Raw genomic sequence first — 16,623 nt, forward strand, 5'->3', positions numbered from 1 at the left:
ATGACCGCGTCCCGCATCGACATCGACACGATCCGCCGCCTGCCCAAGGCCGTCCTGCACGACCACCTCGACGGCGGTCTGCGCCCGGCCACCCTGGTCGAGCTCGCGGAGACCGTCGGCCACACCCTGCCCACCACGGACCCGCAGGCACTGGCCGACTGGTACTACGAGGCCGCCAACTCCGGTGACCTGGTGCGCTACATAGCCACCTTCGAGCACACCCTCGCCGTGATGCAGAACCGTGAAGGCCTGCTGCGCACGGCCGAGGAGTACGTGCTCGACCTCGCCGAGGACGGCGTCGTCTACGGCGAGGTGCGGTACGCGCCCGAGCTGATGGTGAACGGCGGGCTGACCCTGCCCGAGGTCGTCGAGACCGTGCAGGAGGGCCTCGCCGCGGGCATGGCCAAGGCGGCCGCCGCGGGCACCCCGGTGCGCGTCGGCACCCTGCTCTGCGGCATGCGGATGTTCGACCGGACCCGGGAGACCGCCGACCTCGCGGTGGCGTTCCGGGACGCCGGAGTCGTCGGCTTCGACATCGCGGGCGCCGAGGACGGCTTCCCGCCCGCCGACCACCTGGCCGCCTTCGAGCACCTGCGCCGCGAGAGCGTCCCGTTCACCATCCACGCCGGGGAGGCCCACGGGCTTCCCAGCATCCACCAGGCGCTCCAGGTCTGCGGCGCGCAGCGCATCGGCCACGGCGTCCGGATCGCCGACGACATCGTGGACGGCAAGCTCGGTCGCCTCGCCGGCTGGGTCCGCGACCGCCGTATCGCCCTGGAGATGTGCCCGACCTCCAACCTCCAGACCGGAGCGGCGCGTTCGATCGCCGAGCACCCCATCACCGCCCTGCGCGACCTGGGCTTCCGCGTCACCCTCAACACCGACAACCGTCTGGTGTCGGGTACGACCATGACCCGCGAGATGGCGTTGCTCGTCGACGAGGCGGGCTGGGGCGTCGACGACCTGCGCACGGTCACGGTGAACGCGCTCAAGAGCGCCTTCATCCCCTTCGACGAGCGCGAGGCGCTCATCGCGGACGTCGTGCTGCCGGGTTACGCCCGCTGAAGCAGTCCCCTGGCGTAGGCGGCCTGTCCGACGTGCTGGAGATCGTCGGACAGGACGCTGACCAGGCGCACGCCCAGGGTGACCGGAGGGTCCCAGCGTTCGTCCACGACCCGCTCGAAGTCCTGGGCGGTGAGCCCGCCGAGGTACGCGAGGGTCCGCTCGTGGACGGCGTCGTAGTAGCCGACCAGCAGGTCACCCGACTCCACCCGCACCCGGGCGACCAGCGCCGACGTGTGGCCGTACCCGGTGTCGCGCCGTGGCAGGTCGAGCCCGAAGCGGTCGGCCCAGTCCTCGGTGAGCCAGACCTGCTCGCTTCCGGCGGCGTCGGCGACGTGGTCGTCCTGGACGCGGGTGAGATGCCAGACCAGCCAGGAGACCGAGTTGGCCGTCTCGGTGGGACGGGCGTTCAGGCCGTCCGGCGGGAGGCCGTCGACGGCGGCGTGGACTTCTTCCCGGATGCGGCTGTAACCGTCGATGAGGATGTCCTTGGCAAGCATGGATCCACCATCGCGCATCGCGCCCGTCCCCGCGTCCGGATTCCCGCGCGTCCCGCCACCGCCGAGGCGGCGCCGGCGGTCCGCCGCACCCGCCGAGTCTCCCGGGCGCCCCGCCCGAGCGGTGCCGGACGGGTCAGACGCCTTCCCGGGAGACGTCGAGAAGCAGCATCAGGGCGCGTGCGGCCGGGCTCGTGGCCTCCGGCGGAGGGAGCATGGCGACGGTCTCGTACGACCCCTCCGAGACGCCCTTGAAGGGGAGCGCCGTGAGATCGCGGGCCTCGCGCTTGAGCCCGAAGTGACGGGGTACGACGGCGATCCCGAGACCCTCGTGCACGAGTTCCAGAAGACTGTGGACGTCGCTGACCTCGAGGGTCACCGTCCGCTGCACACCCGCCTCGGCGAACGCGGCGTCCGTGGCGCGTCGCGGACCCCAGTCGGGATGGAAGTCGACGAAGGCCTCCGCGCCCAGTTCCTCGGGCGTCACCACGGCGGCGGTCGCGAGACGGTGCCCGGGGTGGCACAGCACGGTCATCGGCTCGGCGGCCAGCGGGACCGATCGCAGCTGCTCGGAGTCGGCGCGGGTGCGTACGGCGAACGCCAGGTCGAGCCGGCCCGCCGCGACCTCCTCGGCGAGCGCTTCGGAACCCGCCTGGCGCAACCGGATCTCCACGTCCGGGTGACGGCGCCGGAACGCGGCGAGCAGCCTGGCGCAGTGGACGCCCGCGATGCACTGTTCGGTGCCGAGGGAGAGAGTGCCGCGCAGCACGCCCTGCACGGCGGCCACGGCGTCGTGCGCCGAGCGGACCTGGGCGAGGATCCGCTCCGCCTCGACGAGGAGGGCGCGCCCGGCCTCCGTGAGGGTGACCCGGCGGGTCGTCCGCACGAACAGCGGCGCCTGGAGTTCCCGCTCCAGTGCGCGGATCGACGACGAAAGACCCGACTGCGACACCATGAGCCGCTCCGCCGCCCGGGTGAAGTGCCGGTCCTCGGCGACGGCGACGAAGTGCTGAAGGTGGCGCAGTTCCATGGCGCACCACCCTAGACGCCGGCGCACGGGTGTCGTCACCGATTGAGAAGCGGGAGCGCTCAATGCCATCCGATCCTCCCGTTGGACCGCTGACCGCGGGGCGCGCGAGAGTGGAGTCCCGATTCCCCGTCCTCCAGGAGACCGCGTTGTACACCGCACACCCCGACCGTTACGCGGACATGCCCTACCGGCGCACCGGACGCAGCGGCCTGATGCTTCCCGCGCTGTCGCTCGGCCTGTGGCACAACTTCGGCCCCGACAGGACGGTCGACGTCCAGCGCGCGATCCTGCGCCGCGCCTTCGACCTCGGCGTCACGCACTTCGACCTGGCGAACAACTACGGCCCGCCGCCCGGCTCCGCCGAGTCCGCCCTCGGCGACGCCCTGAAGGCCGACTTCGCCCACCACCGCGACGAGCTGGTCGTCTCCACCAAGGCCGGATACCTGATGTGGCCGGGCCCGTACGGCGAATGGGGTTCGCGCAAGTACCTGCTGTCCTCGCTCGACCAGAGCCTGGGCCGCCTCGGCCTCGACTACGTCGACATCTTCTACTCGCACCGCCCCGATCCGGAGACTCCGCTGGAGGAGACGATGGGCGCCCTGCACTCGGCGGTCCAGCAGGGCAAGGCGCTGTACGTCGGCGTCTCGAACTACTCGGCCGAGCAGACCCGGGACGCCGCGCGCATCCTGGCCGAGCTGGGCACCCCGCTGCTCATCCACCAGCCGCGCTACTCGATGCTCGACCGCCGCCCCGAGGACGAGGGCCTGCTGGACACGCTCGACGAGCTCCGGATCGGGTCCATCGCCTACTCGCCGCTCGAGCAGGGCCTGCTCACCGGCCGCTACCTCGACGGCATCCCGGAGGACTCGCGGGCGGCGAGCGACAGCCCGTTCCTGAGCGCGGACAAGGTCACCGAGGACCTCGTGGGCCGGTTGCGCACCCTCGACGAGCTGGCCAGGTCCCGCGGCCAGTCGCTGGCCCAGCTGGCGCTCGCCTGGGTGCTGCGCGGCGGCCGGGTCACCTCCGCCCTGATCGGCGCGAGCAGCCCGCGACAGCTGGAGGACAGCGTGGCGGCCATCGGCAACCTGGACTTCACCGCGGACGAGCTGGCCCGGATCGACGCGGTGGTCAAGGTCTAGATCCGGCGCGGTGCCGCGGGCCCGGATCCCGCTCGGCGACCCACCGCCGAGCGGGATCCGGGCGCCGAGCGAGCCGGGCGGACGCCGAGGCCCCGGAACGGGGGAGCGCCCCGGCCGCCTCGGCGGCGTTTCGAGGGCCCGCGCTAGGTGGGCCCACGCCCCGTTCAGGCCGGAACGCGGTCCAGGAATCCGTGCACGCTCCTGATCCGGCCCTCGGCGTCCAGGACGATCACGTCGAAGCCGGCGACGGGCGCCGAACCGTCCGCCTCGGCGATGAGCTCCCAGCGGAAGCGGGCCGTGTCGTGGTGTCCGTCGACAGCGCCCAGCAGGCGGAAGGCGAAGTCCGGGAACTGCTCGTGCGCGGCCGCGATCACCGCCGTGATCGCGTCGTGCCCGCGGACGTCGGCGAGCGGGTCGGTGTAGCCGCCGTCCGCCGTCCAGGCGGCGGCCACCGCCTTCGCCAGCGTGTTCCGCTCGCGGGTGTTCCAGGCCTCGAGGTAGCGGGTGACGGCGATCTCGTACCGGTCGGTGTTCGCGGACATGGTGAACCAGCCTCCATCGGGGGACGTATCCATGGTCGGGACCGCGTCCCCGGCCGGTGTGCCGCTCCGGGGCGCGATGCGACCACCCTGCCGGGCACCGCCCGGAGCGTCGATTACCCCGCGGGTAATGCCACCCCGGGTCCGGGCCGCCGCGCGGTACGCCGTCGTGCCCTTTCGGCCAACCCGCACCATGAATATGCCAAGAGACTGGCTGGAATCACATGGTGACAGTGTGTCAGTAGTGGCGATACTCAATCAGTAGGGCAATTCAACCAAGCCCGTGCAATTGCACGGAGCAACGCCCGAGAGCCGCAGGGAAAGTGAGGCCGGACCGGCGACGAGCGACGCCAATGGGGGAATACCGTGCACGACGAATTCCTGTGCCATGTCACCGCGTACGGAATCTGCGGCGGTCGGCGAGTCGGCGTTCCCCTGGGCACCTATCGCGCGCCGACCCTCGCGCTGGCCCTGTGGTGGATGCGGGACCGGGCGGCCTGGATGGCCGAACGGCTCGATCCGCAGCCGGAGGACCCCACGTTTCCGCCCAACTCGATCGCGCCCGTGGGGGAGAGCGTCCCCGACGTGCCGACGATGCTGCGCGCCTGGTGCGGTGACTCGCGGCAACAGGAGCTGGTGGCCGATGAGTTGGCGGCCGGCAAGCTCGTTCGCGTCTCCACCAACGACGACACCACCGAGTACGAACTGCTCGCGGAATCGGTGGACGCGCTGCGCATGCACCGCACCGCCGCGGTGCTGGGGGTCTCCGCCGCCTGACCCGGGGCCTCACCCGCCATGGGGCCCGGCCGTGCGGTGCTGATCAGGCGCACACGGGGGCGAATCGTTAGAATTCTGGCATGGCAGAGAGGCCGGTCGCGGCGACTGCACCCGAACTCGTCCTCGAAACCGAGACGGGTTCGACGGTGATGAGTCCGAACCACGACTACCACGTCGGACGCGATCCCCTGTGTGACGTCGTGATCGACGACGCCCGGGTCTCCTGGCACCACGCGGTGCTGCGGCCCGACGCCGATCACTGGACGCTCGAGGACGAGAACAGCACGAACGGCACGTACGCCGACGGCCGGCGCATCCACGAGTGGGGCGTCGGACCCGGCAGCGTCATCCGCTTCGGCAGTCCCGCCGACGGTCCGCGCGCCGTCCTCGTCGGCCGGCCCGCACCCGTCGCGGAGCGGCCCTCGGCGGTCTCCGTGCCGGCCGCCACCGGCACCTTCCGGCAGCCCACGACCGTACGGCCGCTGCCCTCCCGGACCGTGCGCATCGGCCGCGGCGGCGAGAACGACCTGGTCATCGACGACCTGATCGTCTCCCGGAACCACGCCGAACTGCAGGCCCGGCCCGACGGGACGTACGAGATCGTCGACCTCGGCAGTCACAACGGCACGTTCCTCAACGGCCAGCCGGTCGACCGCGCCCCGGTCACCCCGGGTGACATCGTCGGCATCGGGCACTCGGCGTTCTGCCTCGTCGGCGACCAGCTGCAGGAGTACGTCGACAGCGGTGAGGTCTCCCTCGACGTGCAGGACCTCACCGTCGAGGTGGACAAGGGCCGCAAGACGCTCCTGGACCAGGTGTCGTTTCCCGTCGGCGAGAAATGTCTGCTCGCCGTCGTCGGCCCCAGCGGTGCCGGCAAGTCCACGCTCCTGAACGCGCTCACCGGACAGCGGCCCGCCGACCACGGCACGGTGCTCTACGACGGCCGTGACCTCTACCGCGACTACGCGGAGCTGCGCCAGCGCATCGGACTCGTCCCGCAGGACGACATCCTGCACGCCCAGCTGACCGTCCGCCGGGCCCTCGCCTTCGCCGCCGAACTGCGCTTCCCGCAGGACACGGCCAAGGCCGAGCGCACCGCCCGGGTCGACGAGGTGATCGGCGAGCTGGGCCTGGAACAACGCGCCGACCAGCCCATCCACAGCCTGTCGGGCGGACAGCGCAAGCGTGTCAGCGTGGCCCTGGAGCTGCTGACCAAGCCGTCCCTGCTCTTCCTCGACGAACCGACCTCCGGTCTCGACCCGGGCATGGACCGCTCGGTCATGCACATGCTGCGCGGTCTCGCCGACGACGGCCGGACCGTCATCGTGGTCACCCACAGCGTGCTCAGCCTCGACGTCTGCGACCGGCTCCTGGTCCTCGCGCCCGGCGGCAAGGTGGCCTACTACGGCCCGCCCGACGACACCCTCGCCTTCTTCGGCTACCGGCAGTGGCCCGAGGCCTTCGAGGCCTTCGAGCGCGACCGGGACCGGGACTGGGCGGGGGAGTTCCAGGACTCGCCGTTCCACCGCCAGTACGTCGAGAAGGCGACCTCGCAGCCGAGGATGCCGGACGATCCGACCGGAACGCTCGTCGGACCGCCGCCCAAGGCCCAGAGCTGGGGCTCCCAGCTCCGTACGCTGGTCCGCCGCTACGCGGCCGCCCTCGGCGCCGACCGGACCTTCCTCGCCATCATGATCGCCCTGCCGTTCGTGATGGGCGCGATGGCGCGGGCGCTGGCCGGCAGCAAGCTGACCCAGGAGACGGCGATGAACGCGCTGCTCATCCTGTGCGTCGGCGGGGTGCTGACCGGCGCGGCCAACGCCGTGCGGGAACTGGTCAAGGAACGGGTGATCTACCAGCGGGAACGGGCTGTCGGCCTGTCCAGATCCGCGTACCTGATGTCCAAGGTCGTCGTCCTCGGCACCATCACCGTGCTCCAGGCGGTCGTCCTCACCCTCGTGGCCCTGTTCGGAGTCGACCTCAACGCGCCGGGCGGCGAAGGGGTCCTGATGCCACCGCTCGTGGAGATCACCCTGGCGGTCGCCCTGCTGGCCTTCACCGCGATGATGCTCGGCCTCCTCGTCTCCGCCCTCGTGCGCAAGGAGGAGGTGACGATGCCGCTGCTGGTGCTGCTGGCCATCGTCCAGGTCGTGTTCTGCGGAGCGCTGCTGAAACTGCACGGCGTGCCCGGCATCGAACAGCTGTCCTGGCTCGTGCCGTCCCGCTGGGCGCTCGGCGCGATGGCCGGGACCGTCGGACTCTCCCGGATCGTTCCCGGCGACCTGACCGGCGACCCGCTGTTCCGGCACTCGACCGGCCTGTGGCTGCTCAACATGGGGATGCTGGTCGTGCTCTCCGTCGTCTTCGGCTGGCTGGTCGCCCGTCTGCTGCGGCGCCACGAGCCCGCGGTCATGCGGAAGTAGGCGCCGGTGACGAGCCCCGACTTCCGCCCCACCCACGTCGTTCCGCGGGACGGGCTGCCCGCCTGGGAGACGCCGGACCCGTCCCGGCCCACCGCGCCCCTCGACGCGCTGCTGCCGGTCGAACTGGCGGACCGGCTCGGTGACTGGGGGCGGGTCGTCTGCGCGAACGGCTGGTCGGCCTGGGTCGACGGGCGCCTGCTGGTCGCCGTACCGCAGGGACCGCCGGCGGCGACCAGCCCGCTCGCCCGCACCGCCGATCCGCGCCCGCTGCTGGCCCGCGCCGAGGAGGCTCTCGTCGCCTACCGCAAGGGTGCCGAGGAACTGGCGTCCGGGCGGCTCGACGGAGAGGCCTTCCGCGCCCGGACGCAGGGCCGCCGGATCGGGCTGGTCGTCGACGGCGAGTCGTTGTGGCTCTACGACGCCGAGCACGAGCGGTGGGTGTACTGCGACGGGACGCGGCTGAGCACGTTCGCGGCCGAGCGCACCCCCTCGGCCGCGCGGCAGGAGCCGGTCCGCCCGGAGCCCGCGCGTCCCCCCGAGGTGCCGGACCCGAGCCCGTCGCAGGAACAGGAACAGGAGCGAGGGCGGGACCGGGCCTCGGAGCGGGGGCCGGGCCAAAAGCACCACGAGCACGAGCAGGACCTGACCAGGGCCGTGGAGGAGGTCACCCCCGGCGGCCCCGCCGACGGGCCTCCCCGCGGCCACGAACCCACCCGCCTGGTCACCTTCGACGGTGACGACCGGGGCGAGGAGTGATGGACCGCTCCGGACGCGACCGGGGTGACGGCTGATGGACGACGGGTCCCGGCGCGACGCCAGCATGTTCGCGGGGCGGCCGTCCGACCTGATCGGACGGCAGATCGCGGGCTACCGGATCGAGCGCGAGATCGGCCGAGGCGGCATGGCCGTCGTCTACCAGGCCAAGGACCTGCGCCTGGACCGCACCGTCGCCCTCAAGCTGCTCGCCCCGGAACTCGCCCGCAACGACACCTTCCGCGGCCGCTTCACCCACGAGTCGCGGGTGGCCGCCGCGATCGACCACCCGCACATCGTCCCGGTCTTCGAGGCGGGCGAGACGGACGGCGTCCTCTACATCGCCATGCGGTACGTCGCGGGGCGCGACCTGCGCCATCTCCTCGACCGCGAGGGGCCGCTGTCGGTCACCGTGGCCGCCCGGATCGCGCTCCAGGTCGCCTCGGCCCTCGACGCGGCCCACGACCACGGCCTGGTGCACCGGGACGTGAAACCCGGCAACATCCTGGTCGCCCAGGGCACCGACAGCGATCACCCCGAACACGTCTACCTCACCGACTTCGGGCTGACGAAGAAGTCCCTGTCGCTGACCGGGTTCACGAGCGTCGGGCAGTTCGTCGGCACGCTCGACTACGTGGCGCCGGAGCAGATCTCCGGCAAACCGGTGGACGGCCGCTGCGACGTGTACAGCCTCGGCTGTGTCGTCTACGAGACGATGGCGGGCCGGCCGCCCTTCCAGCGCGACGACGACATGGCCCTGCTGTGGGCCCACCAGTACGACCAGCCGCCCGCCCTGACCACGAAGCGCCCCGACATCCCGGACACGGTCGACGCGGTCCTCGCGAAGGCGCTGTCCAAGAGCCCCGACGACCGCTACGACTCCTGTCTGTCGTTCGTGAGCGCGCTGCGGATCGCCGCGCACGGGCCCGTCACCGGCGGCACCCGGTCGAGGGCGGACGAAACCCCACCCTCCGGGCGGCCCGGGCCGCCGCCGGAACCGCCGCTCTGGGCCCGGCCGGTGTTCCGGAACTGAGCGCGGCCGCGGTGGCACGCCCGCGGTGGCGGTCCGGCGGGATCCGGGGTCAGCGGGGCGCGACCTCGCCCCGGCGGCGGACCCGCCGGGCCAGGAGGGCGCCGAGGAAGCCGGTGACCAGCCCCCACAGCACGGCGAAGCCGAGGGCCCCCCACACCTGGGGCTTCAGGAAGATCACGCCGTTCAGCCCGCCGCCGACGTCACCGAGGCCGAGGATCGACAGACCGTAGTGCGCCGAGATCCGGCCGAGGAGACAGATCATGAGCACCGTCAGCGCGAGCGCGACGGCCATGTGGAGCGCGTGCTGCCAGGCCCGCGTCCGGGCCGGCGAGCGGGCCGCCATCAGGAACGCCGCCCCGAGCAGCAGGACGGCGTCGACGACCACCAGCCACCAGATCCTGCCGTCGTGGTCGGCGAGGCTGCCGAGATTGACCGCGGAGACGTCCGGGGTGCGCAGCACCTCGTCGAGCAGATGGGGCATCGGCAGCCCGAACGGCCCGTCCACGCGCCCGTTCCAGGTGGCGCCCAGTCCGACGGTGAACGCGAACCACACGACGTTGGGGAGGCCGAGGAGCATCACGGCGAACGTCTCGGCCACATGCCCGCGCGTCGCCGCCACCACCAGCCCGATCACCACCCCGAGGGCGACGCACGCGAGCAGCAGGACCACCATGGCGTACGCGGCCGGCCGTACCGACTCCTGGAAGCGCAGCAGCCGGGCGGGCAGCGGCGCGCCCCGCGAGACCAGCAGGGCGATCACCAGCACGCCCAGGAGCCAGAGCACGCCGAAGACCAGCGTCTGGGCCACGTCGGCGCGGAAACCCACCTCGGGCGTTGCGCCGAACAGGTCCCCGATGGCGCCGATCGTGCCGTCCCCGAGATCGACGGTGAAGTTCTGGCGGGCCACGACCGCCGGCCCGATGAGGGCGAGCAGCCACAGGAGGGCGACGCGCCCGGCCCACCCGGCCAGTTCCGGCGCGCCGGCGACGGCCCGATGGCGCAGGGGCCGCAGGAATCCGGCCCCGAGCACGAGAGCACCGGCCAGCGTCACGGACAGGGGGATCACCGTCAGGCCCGCCTTGGTCGAGGCGATGGCTCCCGCGTCGCCCGTGAGCTCGATCGTGCCGCCGACCGCCGTCACGACGGTGGCCGCGACCACGCGGGGATAGGCGTTGTCGGGAAGGTCGGTGGCGCCGGACGCCCAGAGACCCAGGGCGGCGACCACGATCATCAGGACCAGCCCGGCCAGTACGGTCACGAGGGCCTGGACCCAGCCGTGACGGGCGGTCGGACGGGTACCGCCGGGGTGGCCCGGCCGGTCGGACGGTGTCTGGGGACTCACGCTGCCACGCTAAGCAGCGCGGACCGGCTCCGCCCCTCGGGAGGGCCGACCGCGTCGGCTTGCGGGCGGTGCCGAACCGATGCACACAATGGGTCTGTTGTGGAAGAAATCGGCACAGAGCGACCGAGTGCCGTGGCATCCCTCCAGCGGGAAGAAGAGCTCGTGAGCGTCGAACCGCCGTCCTCCGGCCGCCCCACCGGACCGCCTTCGGGCCCCCTGTCGGGCCCGTCGCAGCCGAGCCCGACCCAGCCCGTCGCCCACCCGCCCGCCGGTCCGCCCGGCGGAGCGTCCGGCGCGGGCGGCGGATCCGGTGGTCCGGGCGGCGGCGGTGGTCCCTCCGGGCCCGGCGGTGGAGCGGGCGGGCCCGGGCGGGCGGGCGGCGGACCCGAGCGCCCCTGGTGGCGGTCGGCCCCACGGGTCGCGCTGATCACCGGTGTCGTGGCGGCGGCCGTCATCCTGGGCCTGGTCTTCACCAACAACGGCGGCGGGAGCAAGAACGCCGGGGGCGAGGTGTTCCTGCAGTCCGCGAGCAAGACGGGGCCCGACCCGTTCACCGAGTCGACGGCCAACGACAGTTCCACCGAGCCGCAGGCCCCCGCGTCACCGGCCGCGTCGGCGCCCGCCAACGCGACCCGCGCGGTGGACGGATCCGCGCCCGGCCTCTACGGCGGCACCCGCAACGTCTCCAGCTGCGACGTGGAGAAGCAGATCGACGCGCTCCGGGCGGAACCCTCGAAGAACAAGGCGTTCGCCTCCGTGGAGGGCATCCAGCCCGACGCGGTCCCCGCGTACCTGCGCTCCCTGACGCCCGTACAACTGCGCATGGACACCCGTGTCACCAACCACGGCTACCGCAACGGCGCGGCCACCAGCTATCAGGCGGTCCTCCAGGCGGGCACCGCGGTCCTCGTGGACGCCCGCGGTGTGCCCCGGGTGCGCTGCGCGTGCGGCAACCCGCTGCTCAAGCCGGTCCCGCAGAACGGCACCCCCAAGCCGACCGGCGACTCGTGGCCCTCGTACCGCCCGCAGAACGTCGTGGTCGTCGCGCCCTCGACGACGGTCATCGACGTGTTCGTCATCTTCGACCCGGATCACGACGAGTGGATCGCCCGGCACCGGGGAGACAACACGCACAAGGACAAGAAGACGCACCCCCCGGTGAGCCCCTCGCCGTCGGTGAGTGTCTCGGGTTCCGAGTCGCCGTGCGACTCCTCGTCCGACGGTACGAAGCCGGCCCACGGCAGCGCGTGCCCGTCGACCTCGGCCTCGTCCGAGAGCGCGTCACCCTCGACGTCCTCCTCCTCTTCCTCCTCCGCGCCGTCCTCCTCGGAACCCTCGACCCCGTCCAGCGAACCGCCGTCCACGGCGACCGAGTCGGCGCCCGCCTCCGGTTCCGCCCCGGCCTCCGATTCCGCCCCGGCCTCGGATTCGGCCCCGGCGTCCGATTCGGCCCCGGCCTCGGGTCCGGCTTCCGAGGGCGGGACGACCCGGTCGGAGTCCTCCTCCGCCCTCTCCTCCGAGGCGTCCACGAACGGCGCGCCGCGTTCCGCTGGGTCCTCCCCGGAGCTCTGAGACGCCGGTGCGACGCAGGATTCACCGAGAGCGGAACGCCGGTCCCTTCCGTTACGGCCGAGCCCTTCTAGGCTGAAGAGGTGAGCGACCACGTGCAGAACGAAGCCCGCGTCATCCCGCTGCGCCCGGTGGCGGCGCCCGCTCCCTCCGGGACCACCGGGGTGGCCCCCGCCCCGGTACGCCGTGCGGCCGGCCGGGGACCGGCGGCCCCCGCGTCCCCGGTCCCCACGGACAGGGAACCGTTGTGGCGCGACCTCGTCGGTGACGTGCTGCGCCGCGAACGGCTGGCGCAGGAGCGCACGTTGAAGGACGTGGCCGACGCGGCCCGGATCTCCATGCCCTACCTCTCCGAGGTGGAGCGCGGCCGCAAGGAGGCCTCCTCGGAGGTCCTCGCCGCCGCCGCGCGCGCCCTCGGCCTCGGCCTCACCGACCTGCTCACCCTCGCCCGGCACGAACTGGCCCGGCACGAACTGGCCCGGCACGAGCCGGCCCGGCGCGCCCGCGCCGGATCCGGCCCGGGCCGTTCGGTCTCGTCGACCTCGACCCCCACCTCGCGCCACGACGGAATCTGCCTGGCGGCCTGACCGGCCGGCCCGCGTCACGACCGCGGTCAGGCCACGGCGAGACGGCGGCTCAGGACCTCGTCCGCGAGCCCGTACGCCACGGCCTCGCGCGCGGTGAAGATCTTGTCGCGGTCCATGTCCGCCCGCAGGGTGGCGATGTCGTGGAGGGTGTGCCGGGCGAGGACCTCCTCGACCTGCGAGCGGATGCGGAGCATCTCCTTGGCCTGGACGCTGAGGTCCGACACCGTGCCCTGACGCCCACCGCTCGCCGGCTGGCCGAGCAGCACCCGCGCGTGCTCCAGCACGAAGCGCCGTCCGGGATCGCCCCCGGCCAGCAGCACCGCGGCCGTGGAGGCGGCCTGCCCGACGCAGAACGTCGAGATCGGCGCCCGCACGAAGGTCATCGTGTCGTAGATCGCCATCAGCGAGGTGAACGAGCCGCCGGGCGAGTTGATGTAGATCGCGATCTCGCTCTCCGGGCTCGCCGACTCCAGATGGAGGAGTTGCGCGATGACCACGTTGGCCACACCGTCGTCGATCTCCGTGCCGAGGAAGATGATCCGCTCCGCGAGCAGCCGGCTGAAGACGTCGTACGACCGCTCGCCCTGCGGGGTCCGCTCGACGACGTTCGGAATCGTGTACGCGGCCATGTCAGAGCCCCATCCGTCGCCGTGACGCGGCCGGGCGGACGTCGTCGAGCGATTCCACGACGCGGTCCACCATGCCGTACTCCCTCGCCTGTTCGGCCGTGAACCAGCGGTCGCGGTCGCCGTCCCGGGAGATCGTCTCCTCGCTCTGGCCGGTGTGTTCCGCGGTGATCCGTTCGATGGCCCGCTTGGTGAACTCGAGGTTCTGCGCCTGGATCTCGATGTCGGCGGCCGAGCCGCCGATACCGGCGGAAGGCTGATGCATCATGATCCGCGCGTTCGGCAGCGCGAAGCGCTTTCCCCGAGTCCCCACACTGAGCAGGAACTGCCCCATGCTGGCCGCGAATCCCATCGCGAGCGTGGAGACGTCGTTGGGGATCAGCCGCATGGTGTCGTAGATGGCGAGGCCCGCCGTCACCGATCCGCCGGGGCTGTTGATGTAGAGGCTGATGTCGGTGCGGGCGTCCTCGGCGGACAGCAGGAGGAGCTGGGCGCAGACCCGGTTCGCGGAGACCTCGTCGACCTGGGTGCCGAGCAGGACGATCCGCTGCGCGAGCAGCTGGGCCGCCAGATGGTCGTCGAAGCGGGTCGCCGGGGTGCCGTCCTCCTCGGCCCGTGGAATGCGGTCCGGATACCGGCCGGTGATGAGAAGAGTCATGGGTCCTCCTGGTCGTGACGCGGCAGGAGTCCGCCGCCGACTCCACTCTCGGTCCGTCGACGGCGCCGGTCGGGATTTCTCGGCCGACAGCAGATTCGCCGTGGGCAGAGCGCGGGCCGCGGGGGCCCGCCGCCCGGACCCTCAGGCGCTCGCGCGGAGTCCTCGGAAGAACGCCCGGATGTCCGCGACCAGCAGGTCCGGTTCCTCCATCGCTGCGAAGTGACCGCCCCGGTCGAACTCCGTCCAGCGCACGATGTTGTCGGTGCGTTCGGCGACATGGCGCAACGGGACGAAGTTCTCCTCGGGGAAGACGGCCAGCGCGGTCGGGGCGGTCGACGGCCCGGGCGGTGTGCCCCAGTAGTCGGCGTGGGCGCGCTCGTAGTAGATCCGCGCGGACGATCCGGCCGTGCCGGTCAGCCAGTACAGCATCACGTTGGTCAGCAGCAGATCGCGGTCGACGGCATCCTCGGGACGGTCCACCGAGTCCGTCCACTGCCGGAACTTCTCCGCGATCCAGGCGAGTTGACCGACCGGTGAGTCGGTGAGGGCGTAGGCGAGCGTCTGCGGCCGGGTCGACTGGATCGCCGCGTAGCCGGATTCCTCACGGTTCCACTCCTGGCCCCTGCGCCAGGAGGTCAGGTGGCGCTCGCGTTCGTCCGGGGTCAGCGCGGCCAGTTCCCCGGGCGTCGGCTCGGTGACGGCGGAGGAGCCGGGCAGCAGGTTGAGGTGGACCCCGATCACCCGGTCGGGGTGGGCCCGCCCCAGTTCGCGCGAGACGGCCCCGCCCCAGTCCCCGCCCTGCGCACCGTAGTTCCGGTGGCCGAGGCGTTCCATCAGCTCGGCGAACGCGGCGGCGACCCGGGTGAACTCCCATCCGGTGTCCCGGGTGGGACCCGAGAGCCCGAATCCGGGGATGCTCGGCACGACCAGATGGAAGGCGTCGGCCGGATCGCCGCCGTGGGCCCGTGGGTCGGTCAACGGGCCGACGACGTCGGTGAATTCGGCGATCGAACCGGGCCAGCCGTGCGTGATGATCAGCGGTGTCGCGGTCGGCTCCGGTGACCGGATGTGGGCGAAGTGCAGGCGTGCCCCGTCGATCTCGGTGGTGAACTGCGGCCAGGCGTTGAGGCGTTCCTGCGCGGCGTGCCAGTCGTACGTGTGCCGCCAGTACCGGACGAGGTCCTGGAGATAGGCCTTCGGGACCCCGTAGGCCCAGCCCACTCCGGGCAGTTCGTCGGGCCAGCGGGTGTGGTCGAGACGTCGGTGCAGGTCGTCCAGGTCGCTCTGCGGGAAGTCGACGCGGAACGGACGGACGCCGGGGATGTCGGTGAGGTTCATGTCCGCGGATGCTAACTCCGCGCCGGCCGCGTCCGGCAGGGGATTCTCCGTGGCCGGGACGCCCGGCGGGCCCGCTGCCACCCGGCGGTAGGGCCCGGTGGAGCGGTGGCCACCGGTCGTCGCGGGAGCGGTCGTGCGCGCGCGACAGATGAGTTTCCGGACGAGGATCGGTCGACAGAAGTGACGACGTTCCCTGTCCGAGGAGGTACCCATGTCCGCCGACGGTTTCACCACCTGCCTGTGGTTCGACGGCCAGGCCGAGGAGGCCGCGCACTACTACGTCTCGATCTTCAAGGACTCCCGGCTCGGCCGGGTGGGCCGTTACACCGAGGCCGGCCCCGGCCCCGCCGGATCGGTCCTTGCCGTCGACTTCGTGGCCAACGGCCAGAAGTTCGTCGCGCTCAACGGCGGGCCGCAGTTCACCTTCGACGAGGCGATCTCCTTCCAGATCCACTGCGCCGACCAGGCGGAGGTGGACCACTACTGGGACAGGTTCGTCGAGGACGGCGGCGAGGCGGGGCCCTGCGGCTGGGTCAAGGACAAGTACGGACTGTCCTGGCAGGTCGTGCCCTCCCGGCTCATCGACCTGATCGCGGACCCGGACCCGGACAAGGCGGCCCGTACGACGCGGGCGATGCTGCGGATGTCGAAGCTGGACATCGCGGCCCTGGAGCAGGCGTACGCGGGGGAGCAGGCGTAGGCGTACGCACCCCGGGGGGTCCGCGCGCGCGGCCGGTGGCGTGCGCGCGGCCGGCCCCCTTCCCGGAACGGTGGGGCGGTGCCGCCACGGTGTCCTGGGCCCAGCAGAATGGCGTTCGACGGCCCAGGGGAGGACCAGACGTGACGCGCTACCACGAGCTGAAGTACCGGACGTTCACGGCGTTCCAGCGACGGATCGGCAATCCGCTCGTCAGGCGGCTGCCGACGCAGACGCTCGTCGAGACCACCGGCCGCGTCTCGGGCCGGCCGCGCCGGACACCCGTCGGGGGCCGGCTCGTCGGCCGGCAGTTCTGGTTCGTCTCCGAGTTCGGCGAGCGGTCCCAGTACGTCCGCAACATCCTCGCCGATCCGGAGGTCCGCGTCCGGGTCGGCGGGCGCTGGTACACCGGCACCGCCCACGTGCTGCGCGACGACGACGCCCGGGCCCGGCTGAAGAGCCTCCCGCGGTTCAACAGCGCCGCCGTCCGCATGATCGGCGCCGCCCTCACCACGGTGCGCGTCGACCTCGCCGACTGACCGCGTCCGTCGCG

General features: G+C 72.4%; 17 protein-coding genes. 10 read left to right on the forward strand and 7 right to left on the reverse strand.

What is annotated here, in order from left to right; genetic code table 11:
* Positions 1-1,065 carry an adenosine deaminase gene (locus tag ACFYW7_RS27815; RefSeq protein WP_389507122.1) on the forward strand — a complete coding sequence of 355 codons (1,065 nt, stop codon included), beginning with the start codon at positions 1-3 and terminating at the stop codon, positions 1,063-1,065.
* Here the strand turns inward: ACFYW7_RS27815 and ACFYW7_RS27820 are convergent.
* Together ACFYW7_RS27820 and ACFYW7_RS27825 are read right to left on the reverse strand one after the other, a co-directional pair.
* Positions 1,053-1,562 carry a DUF664 domain-containing protein gene (locus ACFYW7_RS27820; RefSeq protein ID WP_389507124.1) on the reverse strand — a complete coding sequence of 170 codons (510 nt, stop codon included), beginning with the start codon at positions 1,560-1,562 and terminating at the stop codon, positions 1,053-1,055. The two genes, ACFYW7_RS27815 and ACFYW7_RS27820, sit on opposite strands and share 13 nt — an antisense overlap.
* Before the next feature lie 133 nt (positions 1,563-1,695).
* Positions 1,696-2,589, reverse strand: coding sequence for a LysR family transcriptional regulator (locus ACFYW7_RS27825; protein ID WP_389507126.1), 894 nt, complete (start codon positions 2,587-2,589; stop codon positions 1,696-1,698).
* Between the two features lie 146 nt (positions 2,590-2,735).
* Here ACFYW7_RS27825 and mgrA point away from each other — a divergent pair, with 146 nt between their 5' ends.
* Positions 2,736-3,728 carry an L-glyceraldehyde 3-phosphate reductase gene (mgrA, locus tag ACFYW7_RS27830; RefSeq protein ID WP_389507246.1) on the forward strand — a complete coding sequence of 331 codons (993 nt, stop codon included), beginning with the start codon at positions 2,736-2,738 and terminating at the stop codon, positions 3,726-3,728.
* Between the two features lie 164 nt (positions 3,729-3,892).
* Here the strand turns inward: mgrA and ACFYW7_RS27835 are convergent, their stop codons facing one another.
* Entirely contained in the window at positions 3,893-4,270 is a 378-nt protein-coding gene (locus ACFYW7_RS27835; RefSeq protein WP_389507128.1) for a nuclear transport factor 2 family protein, read from the reverse strand.
* A gap of 363 nt (positions 4,271-4,633) precedes the next feature.
* On the opposite strand from ACFYW7_RS27835, the gene ACFYW7_RS27840 reads away from it, so the two are divergent.
* The 4 genes from ACFYW7_RS27840 to ACFYW7_RS27855 all read left to right on the forward strand — a co-directional run bounded on the left by ACFYW7_RS27840 (position 4,634) and on the right by ACFYW7_RS27855 (position 9,253).
* The gene (locus ACFYW7_RS27840; RefSeq protein WP_389507131.1) at positions 4,634-5,044 is read left to right on the forward strand and encodes a hypothetical protein; all 411 of its coding nucleotides are present in this window, start codon (positions 4,634-4,636) and stop codon (positions 5,042-5,044) included.
* A gap of 80 nt (positions 5,045-5,124) precedes the next feature.
* Complete coding sequence (locus tag ACFYW7_RS27845; RefSeq protein WP_389507134.1) at positions 5,125-7,467, forward strand: FHA domain-containing protein; 2,343 nt, start codon at positions 5,125-5,127, stop codon at positions 7,465-7,467.
* A gap of 6 nt (positions 7,468-7,473) precedes the next feature.
* Complete coding sequence (locus tag ACFYW7_RS27850) at positions 7,474-8,223, forward strand: hypothetical protein (protein WP_389507135.1); 750 nt, start codon at positions 7,474-7,476, stop codon at positions 8,221-8,223.
* Positions 8,224-8,257: 34 nt separating this feature from the next.
* Positions 8,258-9,253 carry a serine/threonine-protein kinase gene (locus tag ACFYW7_RS27855; protein ID WP_389507137.1) on the forward strand — a complete coding sequence of 332 codons (996 nt, stop codon included), beginning with the start codon at positions 8,258-8,260 and terminating at the stop codon, positions 9,251-9,253.
* A gap of 49 nt (positions 9,254-9,302) precedes the next feature.
* On the opposite strand, the gene ACFYW7_RS27860 is transcribed toward ACFYW7_RS27855, so the two are convergent.
* Complete coding sequence (locus tag ACFYW7_RS27860; protein ID WP_389507139.1) at positions 9,303-10,595, reverse strand: streptophobe family protein; 1,293 nt, start codon at positions 10,593-10,595, stop codon at positions 9,303-9,305.
* Between the two features lie 162 nt (positions 10,596-10,757).
* On the opposite strand from ACFYW7_RS27860, the gene ACFYW7_RS27865 reads away from it, so the two are divergent.
* Positions 10,758-12,167 (forward strand): DUF6777 domain-containing protein, encoded by a 1,410-nt coding sequence (locus ACFYW7_RS27865; RefSeq protein ID WP_389507141.1) that lies wholly within the window; start codon positions 10,758-10,760, stop codon positions 12,165-12,167.
* 80 nt (positions 12,168-12,247) lie between these two features.
* The gene (locus tag ACFYW7_RS27870; protein WP_389507142.1) at positions 12,248-12,751 is read left to right on the forward strand and encodes a helix-turn-helix domain-containing protein; all 504 of its coding nucleotides are present in this window, start codon (positions 12,248-12,250) and stop codon (positions 12,749-12,751) included.
* Between the two features lie 26 nt (positions 12,752-12,777).
* Here ACFYW7_RS27870 and ACFYW7_RS27875 read toward each other — a convergent pair whose 3' ends face one another.
* The 3 genes from ACFYW7_RS27875 to ACFYW7_RS27885 form a co-directional block, all read right to left on the reverse strand.
* Positions 12,778-13,380 carry a ClpP family protease gene (locus ACFYW7_RS27875; protein WP_389507144.1) on the reverse strand — a complete coding sequence of 201 codons (603 nt, stop codon included), beginning with the start codon at positions 13,378-13,380 and terminating at the stop codon, positions 12,778-12,780.
* A gap of 1 nt (position 13,381) precedes the next feature.
* Positions 13,382-14,035, reverse strand: a complete 654-nt coding sequence (locus ACFYW7_RS27880; RefSeq protein ID WP_389507146.1) for an ATP-dependent Clp protease proteolytic subunit — start codon at positions 14,033-14,035, stop codon at positions 13,382-13,384.
* A gap of 141 nt (positions 14,036-14,176) precedes the next feature.
* Positions 14,177-15,373, reverse strand: a complete 1,197-nt coding sequence (locus ACFYW7_RS27885) for an epoxide hydrolase family protein (RefSeq protein ID WP_389507148.1) — start codon at positions 15,371-15,373, stop codon at positions 14,177-14,179.
* Positions 15,374-15,584: 211 nt separating this feature from the next.
* On the opposite strand from ACFYW7_RS27885, the gene ACFYW7_RS27890 reads away from it, so the two are divergent.
* Together ACFYW7_RS27890 and ACFYW7_RS27895 are read left to right on the forward strand one after the other, a co-directional pair.
* Entirely contained in the window at positions 15,585-16,073 is a 489-nt protein-coding gene (locus ACFYW7_RS27890) for a VOC family protein (protein ID WP_389507150.1), read from the forward strand.
* 140 nt (positions 16,074-16,213) lie between these two features.
* Positions 16,214-16,609, forward strand: coding sequence for a nitroreductase/quinone reductase family protein (locus ACFYW7_RS27895; RefSeq protein WP_389507152.1), 396 nt, complete (start codon positions 16,214-16,216; stop codon positions 16,607-16,609).
* Positions 16,610-16,623 lie beyond the last annotated feature (14 nt).

The sequence above is a fragment of the Streptomyces sp. NPDC002580 genome (assembly GCF_042889485.1).
Lineage (GTDB): Bacteria > Actinomycetota > Actinomycetes > Streptomycetales > Streptomycetaceae > Streptomyces.

What these genes read in the sequence shown, in the direction of transcription:
- ACFYW7_RS27880 (WP_389507146.1), bottom strand. Translation starts at nt 14,035, where the DNA reads ATGACTCTTCTCATCACCGGCCGGTATCCGGACCGCATTCCACGGGCC.
- ACFYW7_RS27825 (WP_389507126.1), bottom strand. Translation starts at nt 2,589, where the DNA reads ATGGAACTGCGCCACCTTCAGCACTTCGTCGCCGTCGCCGAGGACCGG.
- ACFYW7_RS27885 (WP_389507148.1), bottom strand. Translation starts at nt 15,373, where the DNA reads ATGAACCTCACCGACATCCCCGGCGTCCGTCCGTTCCGCGTCGACTTC.
- ACFYW7_RS27875 (WP_389507144.1), bottom strand. Translation starts at nt 13,380, where the DNA reads ATGGCCGCGTACACGATTCCGAACGTCGTCGAGCGGACCCCGCAGGGC.
- ACFYW7_RS27890 (WP_389507150.1), top strand. Translation starts at nt 15,585, where the DNA reads ATGTCCGCCGACGGTTTCACCACCTGCCTGTGGTTCGACGGCCAGGCC.
- ACFYW7_RS27820 (WP_389507124.1), bottom strand. Translation starts at nt 1,562, where the DNA reads ATGCTTGCCAAGGACATCCTCATCGACGGTTACAGCCGCATCCGGGAA.
- ACFYW7_RS27815 (WP_389507122.1), top strand. Translation starts at nt 1, where the DNA reads ATGACCGCGTCCCGCATCGACATCGACACGATCCGCCGCCTGCCCAAG.
- ACFYW7_RS27855 (WP_389507137.1), top strand. Translation starts at nt 8,258, where the DNA reads ATGGACGACGGGTCCCGGCGCGACGCCAGCATGTTCGCGGGGCGGCCG.
- ACFYW7_RS27845 (WP_389507134.1), top strand. Translation starts at nt 5,125, where the DNA reads ATGGCAGAGAGGCCGGTCGCGGCGACTGCACCCGAACTCGTCCTCGAA.
- ACFYW7_RS27835 (WP_389507128.1), bottom strand. Translation starts at nt 4,270, where the DNA reads ATGTCCGCGAACACCGACCGGTACGAGATCGCCGTCACCCGCTACCTC.